The organism is Kytococcus sp. HMSC28H12, assembly GCF_001816045.1.
Classification (GTDB): domain Bacteria; phylum Actinomycetota; class Actinomycetes; order Actinomycetales; family Dermatophilaceae; genus Kytococcus; species Kytococcus schroeteri.
This window is the reverse complement of the sequence record NZ_KV824424.1, coordinates 1-6,647: the sequence shown is the minus strand read 5'-3', so window position 1 is coordinate 6,647 and position 6,647 is coordinate 1. Positions and strand designations below refer to the sequence as shown.

5 protein-coding genes are annotated in these 6,647 nt (G+C 74.0%); all 5 read left to right on the top strand.

The features are described 5' to 3' along the window. Nucleotides 1–95: 95 nt before the first annotated feature. Complete coding sequence (rbfA, locus tag HMPREF3099_RS05620) at nt 96–530, top strand: 30S ribosome-binding factor RbfA (RefSeq protein ID WP_070705091.1); 435 nt, start codon at nt 96–98, stop codon at nt 528–530. 74 nt (nt 531–604) lie between these two features. Beyond that, complete coding sequence (gene truB, locus HMPREF3099_RS05615; RefSeq protein ID WP_070705093.1) at nt 605–1,573, top strand: tRNA pseudouridine(55) synthase TruB; 969 nt, start codon at nt 605–607, stop codon at nt 1,571–1,573. Nucleotides 1,574–1,583: 10 nt separating this feature from the next. Continuing rightward, nucleotides 1,584–2,540: a bifunctional riboflavin kinase/FAD synthetase gene (locus HMPREF3099_RS05610; RefSeq protein ID WP_070705090.1), complete on the top strand. Its 957-nt coding sequence runs from the start codon at nt 1,584–1,586 to the stop codon at nt 2,538–2,540. Beyond that, nucleotides 2,537–3,808, top strand: a complete 1,272-nt coding sequence (gene rodA / locus HMPREF3099_RS05605; RefSeq protein WP_083323531.1) for a rod shape-determining protein RodA — start codon at nt 2,537–2,539, stop codon at nt 3,806–3,808. Before HMPREF3099_RS05610 ends, rodA begins: the two co-directional genes overlap by 4 nt. A 274-nt stretch (nt 3,809–4,082) precedes the next feature. Further along, nucleotides 4,083–6,647 (top strand): ribonuclease E/G (locus HMPREF3099_RS05600; RefSeq protein ID WP_070705088.1); only part of this gene is annotated, 2,565 nt, incomplete at its 3' end.

The following is a 6,647-nucleotide window of genomic DNA, read 5'->3' as shown; positions in this document are numbered from 1 at the left end:
GGGCCGCACCCACCCGGGTGCGGCCCCTCGGCCGTACGAGACCTGACCTAGGCTGGTGCCCCGCCAGCACGACCCCCTGCACGAAGGAGCCCGACATGGCCGACCCCGCACGCGCCCGCAAGATCGCCGAGCGCATCCGCGACATCCTCGCGGAGAACGTCGCCGCCGTGGTCAAGGACCCGGACCTGGGCATGATGACGGTCACCGACGCCCGCGTGACCCCTGACCTGCAGCACGCCACTGTGTTCTGGACCGTGCTCGGCGACGACCGCCAGCGGGAGCTCACCGACGAGCTGCTGCAGCGCAACCGCGGCAAGCTCCGCACCCTGGTCGGCAAGGGCCTGGGCATCCGCATGACGCCCTCGCTGGAGTTCGTGCATGACGCCCTGCCCGAGGACGCCGCCCACCTCGAGGACGTGCTGCGCCGCGCCAAGGAGGACGACGAGCGCCGTGCGCGGGAGAACGCCGGGGCCGTCTACGCCGGCGACGAGGACCCGTACAAGAAGCCGGCCGACGACGAGGACCAGTGAGCGGCAGGTCGGCGTCGCAGGGCCGTCCCGCGCCCCGGACCCCGCGTCCGGACCCGGCGCCGGACGGCCTCCTCGTGCTCGACAAGCCCGAGGGACCGACCTCCCACGACGTCGTCTCGCGCTGCCGCTGGCTGTGCGCCACCCGCAAGGTGGGGCACGCCGGCACCCTCGACCCCATGGCGACGGGCGTCCTGCTCGTGGGGGTGGGGCGGGCCACCCGCTTGCTGACCCACCTGGTGGGTGCCGACAAGACCTACTCCGCCACGATCCGGCTGGGGGAGGGCACCACCACCGAGGACGCCCAGGGCGAGTTCACCGCCACGCCGGGTGTGCCCGACCGCGAGGTCCTGCTGGCCGGTGGTCCGGCGCTGCAGGACGCCGTCGCGTCGCTCACCGGGGAGGTCCAGCAGGTCCCCAGCGCCGTGAGCGCCCTCAAGGTGGACGGCAAGCGCGCCCACGCCAAGGTGCGTGACGGGGAGGAGTTCGAGCTCGCCCCGAGGCCGGTGACGGTGTACTCCTTCGAGGTGCTCGATCGTCGACCCTCGACGGGTGCCTCAGGCACCGAGACCCTCGATCTCGACGTCCGGGTGAGGGTCTCGTCGGGGACCTACGTCCGCGCCCTGGCGCGCGACCTGGGCCGTGCCCTGGGCTCCGAGGGGCACCTGGTGGCCCTGCGGCGCGAGGCGGTGGGCGGCTTCACCCTCGACCTCGCGGCACCGCTGCAGGAGCTCGTGGAGGTGCGTGAGGGGGGCGGGTTGCCGGCCCACCTGCCCGTGGTGCCGATGGGGGAGGTGGCCCGCCGGGTGCTGCCGGTCGGGCGCCTCGACGATGCCGCCGTGGCGCGCGTGCGCAACGGCATGCAGGTCACCCCCGCGGCCGAGCCCGCGTGGGAGGGCGACCCCTCCCGTGCGCTCACCGTCGACCAGGCGGGGAGGGCGGCGCTGCTGGACGAGGCGGGCGAGCTCGTGGCCGTGGCCACTCGCGCGGGGGAGCGGTGGCAGCCGACCACCGTCTTCCCGCCCGCGACGGGGGCCGGGTCGTAGACTCGCCGCCGTGCTCAGACTGACCCACCCCGACCAGGTCCCCCACGAGGTGCGCCGGCGCGGCACCGCCGTCACCATCGGCACCTTCGACGGCCTCCACCGTGGGCACCGGGCCGTGCTGGACCGCCTCACCGCCGAGGCGCGGGAGCACGACCTCGCCTCCGTGGTGCTGACCTTCCACCCCCACCCGCTGGAGGTGCTCCACCCCGAGCGCGCGCCGGAGGCCGTGTGCAGCCTGGCCCAGCGCCTGGAGCTCCTGGAGTCGGCCGGGGTGGACGTGGTCGTGGCGCAGGAGTTCACCCACGAGCTCGCCGCGCAGGGGCCCCGCGAGTTCGTCGAGGGCACCTACGTGCGCGACTTCGGGATGCGGCGCATCGTCGTGGGGCGGGACTCCCGCTTCGGCCGCGGGAACGCCGGCACCGTCGACACCCTGCGCGAGCTGGGCGAGGAGTTCGGCTTCGAGGTGGTGGTGCTCGAGGACCGCGGGGAGTCCGGCGTGACCCGGTGGTCCTCCACCGCGGTCCGTTCCGCCCTGCGCGACGGCCGAGTCGACCTCGCCGCCGAGCACCTCGGGCGACCGCACACCGTGCGCGGCACCGTGGTGCACGGTGACCACCGGGGGCGCGCGCTGGGCTTCCCGACCGCCAACCTCTCGGCCGACGCCGAGGGCATGGTCCCCGCCGACGGCGTCTACGCCGGCTGGCTGGTGCTCGACGACGCGCCGGACGAGGACCCGGGGCGCCGACTGCCCGCCGCGATCTCCGTGGGCAGCAACCCCACCTTCGACGGTCAGCGCCGCACGGTGGAGGCCCACGTCATCGACCGGACGGGGCTGGACCTCTACGGCCGGTCCGTGGGCGTGGAGTTCGTGCAGCGCCTGCGCGGCATGGTGCGCTTCGGTGGCATCGAGCCGCTCGTGGAGCAGATGACCGCCGACGTCGCGGAGGCGCGGGAGGTGCTCTCGTGAGCGGAGCCTTCCCCGAGACCTCGCCGAGCACCCGCCCCGCGCGCTCGCGCAGCGCCGTGACGTTCCCGACCGACGAGGGGGCGAGGCCGAGCACCGTGCCCCACCGCTGGGCGGCGCCCGTCGGCGCGGTGCGCCCGAGCGACCTCCCCCGCGAGCAGCCGGTCGTCGAGCGGGTGCTGCAGCGCACGGACTGGCCGTTGGTGGGCGTGGCCCTGGCGCTGAGCCTGCTCGGCGCCCTGGCCATCTACAGCACCACCCACATGGACACCGGTGCGGCCACTGCGGTCAAGCACCTCATCAACCTGGGCCTGGGCCTGGGCCTGTTCGCCGTGATCTCCCGCCTGGACGTCTACCGGCTGCGGAGCCTCACCCCGTGGGTGGTGCTCCTGGGCTGGGCCGGCCTGGCCCTGGTGCTCGTCATCGGCAAGGAGATCTACGGCGCCAAGTCGTGGATCGTCATCGGTGGTGGCTTCACCATCCAGCCCACGGAGTTCATGAAGATCGCGCTCTGCCTGGGGCTGGCCGCCATCCTCAGCGACCGGTTGCGCCCCAAGGTGGCCGAGCCCGGCTCGCTGCAGGTGGTGCTGGCCTGGACCCTGGTGTTCCTCACCCTGGGCCTGGTGATGCTGCAGCCCGATCTGGGCTCGGGCATCATCATCGGGCTCATGGGGTTCGGGGTGGTGGCCCTCTCGGGGGCCAACCGGTGGTGGGTGCTGGCCGCGCTCGTGGGGGCCGTCACCGTGGCCACCGTGGCCATCACGAGCGGGCTGCTGGCCAAGCACCAGATGGACCGCCTCACCACCTTCCTGCACCCCGAGCAGGACCCGAGCGGGACCGGCTACCAGGTCATCCAGTCCAAGATCGCGGTCGGCTCCGGCGGGCTCTTCGGGCAGGGCTACCTGCAGGGGCGGCAGGCCCAGGGCGGCTTCCTCCCGGTGGACGAGTCGGACTTCATCTTCGCCGTGGTGGCCGAGGAGTTCGGTCTGGTGGGCGGCCTGCTCGTGCTGCTGCTGCTGGTGTTCGTGGTGCTGCGTGCCCTGTCCATCGCGCAGCGCACGACGGACGTCTTCCCGCGCCTGGTGGCCGTGGGCATCGCCTGCTGGTTCGCCGCGCAGACCACGGAGAACGTGGGCATGACCATGGGCATGCTGCCGATGACGGGTGTGCCGCTGCCCTTCGTGAGCTACGGCGGGTCCTCGATGTTCGCGGGGTGGATCGCCCTCGGCCTGCTCAACGCCATGGCCATCGCGACGCGCTCGGACGACTGACCGCGGGGTCGGGCCGGCCCGCCCGTGGTGTGCGACACTTGTGGGCGGTACGTCCCCCTCACCCCGGGGGCACGTTCCCGGCGCGAACTCCTTGGTCGATGCGGCCACCGGAAGCGTGCCGGCGGTGGGTGACGCGCCTCGCGCGAGCCACGCCGTACCCCAGACTTTTCGCCGCCCACGGCGGCACGAACGACCGCGTGGACGGTCGCGCCGGCAGACCGGAGGGATCCGTCGCCGGCACGGGTGGCGACCCTCCTGCGGTGGAGGTCTCCGCATGACGGACCAGACCCAGCAGCCCGGTTCCTTCGCGCTGCTCTTCCAGGCACCCGACCCCGACGCCTTCCGCGCCGCTCGTTCCCGATCCGAGGACGAGGTCGAGGAGCCCCGTGGGGCCGAGCGCAGCCCGCGCCGCCGGTCCGACGAGGACGACCAGCCCACCGGGCGCCGCCAGCGTGGCGAGGGCCGCGGTCGTCGCTCGCGGGGTGAGCGCGGAGGCCGCGGGCGCGGCGACGAGGGGGCGGAGGCCACCTCGGAGGAGACCCCGGAGCAGGAGCGTTCCCAGGAGCGCGACCACGAGGACCAGGACGACGAGGCGCGCGGCGAGGGCCGTGTGCGCCGCCGTCGCCCGGATCGCCGTCGCCGCCGGGGTGAGGCCGCCGAGGACGTGGAGCAGGACGCCGACGCGTCCGAGGCCCCGGAGGCGTCCGAGGAGCGTGACCGTGAGGACTCCGCTGACGACGAGTCCGAGGGCGGGCGGGGTGGCCGCCGGGCCCGTCGCCGCCGGGGTGGTCGTGGCCGGGGCCAGGCCGACGAGGCCTCCCGCGAGGGTGACGAGGCAACCGAGCAGTCCGACGAGCAGCGATCCGCCGGTGCCGACGACCAGAGCGAGGACGACACCGACCACGAGCGCAGCAGCCGCTCGCGTCGCTCGCGCAAGCGCTCCCGCGGTGGGCGCCGGCGGTCCCGTGGCGAGGGCGGCGAGCAGCAGAGCGAGGCCACCGGCGAGGCCGGGGACGAGGTGACCCGCGTCCAGGGTTCCACCCGCCTGGCCGCCAAGAAGCAGCGCCGCCGCGAGGGCCGCGAGGCCGGCCGCAAGCGCACCGTGCTCACCGAGGCCGAGTTCCTCGCCCGCCGCGAGAGCGTGGAGCGCACGATGCTGGTGCGCCAGTCCGCCGACTACACCCAGGTGGGCGTGCTCGAGGACGGCGTGCTGGTGGAGCACTACATCGACCGCAAGCAGCAGACCACGATGGTGGGCAACGTCTACCTCGGACGGGTGCAGAACGTGCTGCCCTCCATGGAGGCCGCGTTCGTCGACATCGGCAAGGGCCGCAACGGCGTGCTCTACGCCGGTGAGGTCAACTGGGAGGCCGCCGGCCTGCCCAAGGGGGAGCAGAAGCGCATCGAGGCCGCCCTCCAGCCCGGCCAGGCCGTGCTGGTGCAGGTGACCAAGGACCCCATCGGCCACAAGGGTGCCCGCCTCACCGCGCAGGTCTCCCTGCCGGGGCGCTACCTGGTCTACGTGCCGGGCAACACCACCACCGGCATCAGCCGCAAGCTGCCGGACACCGAGCGGGCGCGCCTGAAGAAGATCCTCAAGGACGTCGTCCCGGCCGAGGCGGGCGTCATCGTGCGCACGGCCGCCGAGGGTGCCTCGGAGGCCGAGCTGCGCGCCGACGTCGAGCGCCTCACCGCCCAGTGGGAGCGCATCGCCGCCACCGAGGCCAAGGGCTCGGCGCCGGTGATGGTGCACGGTGAGCCCGACCTCACCACGCGCGTGATCCGCGACGTCTTCAACGAGGACTTCGGCTCGCTCGTGGTCTCCGGCGACCGGGCCTGGGACGAGGTGAACGGGTACGTCGACGCCGTCGCCCCCGACCTGTCGAGCAAGTTGAAGCGGTGGGAGGAGCAGGAGGACCTGTTCGACCACTTCCGGGTGCAGGAGCAGATCGCCAAGGCGATGGACCGCAAGGTCTGGCTGCCCTCGGGCGGGTCGCTGATCATCGACCGCACCGAGGCGATGACCGTCATCGACGTCAACACCGGAAAGTTCGTGGGCTCGGGCGGCAACCTCGAGGAGACCGTCACCAAGAACAACATCGAGGCGGCCGAGGAGATCGTCCGGCAGCTCCGCCTGCGCGACATCGGCGGCATCATCGTCGTGGACTTCATCGACATGGTGCTCGAGAGCAACCGCGACCTCGTGGTGCGCCGCCTGGTGGAGTGCCTGGCCCGCGACCGCACGAAGCACCAGGTGGCCGAGGTCACCTCGCTGGGCCTGGTGCAGATGACCCGCAAGCGCGTGGGCAGCGGCCTCGTGGAGGTCTACGGCGAGGAGTGCCAGCACTGCGACGGCCACGGTCTGGTGGTGAAGGACGCCCCGGTGGCCCCGAAGGGCGGCGGCGGACGCCGTTCCGGCCGCGGCCAGGGCGGTGGCTCGTCCCAGGGTGGGGAGGCCCGCGCCCAGGAGAGCACGCAGCGCCGTCCCTCCGGGCCGTCGGTGGCCCAGATCGCGCGGGCCGTCCACGCAGCCGCGCTCAAGGGCGAGACCGAGGGTGGTGTGCCCGTGGCCCGTGCCGAGGACATGGCCTCCACGCCGCAGGCCGCACCCGAGGGCCCCGCCGCGGAGAGCGCCCAGCCGGTGCCCGCCCCGCAGCAGGTCAGCGAGCCCGAGAGCGAGGCTGCCGCGTCGCCTGGTTCCGCCCCCGAGGCCGTGGCCCCGGCCGAGCCGGCGCCGGTCGTGACCGGTCGCATCGGCCGTCGTCCGTCCGTGCCCGTCGAGCCCGAGGGCGAGGGTGAGCCCTACGTGGGGGCGCCGGTGGCGGACGCCGCCGAGCCC

Coding starts and splice junctions, on each gene's coding strand:
- rbfA (WP_070705091.1), top strand. CDS start 96: ATGGCCGACCCCGCACGCGCCCGCAAGATCGCCGAGCGCATCCGCGAC.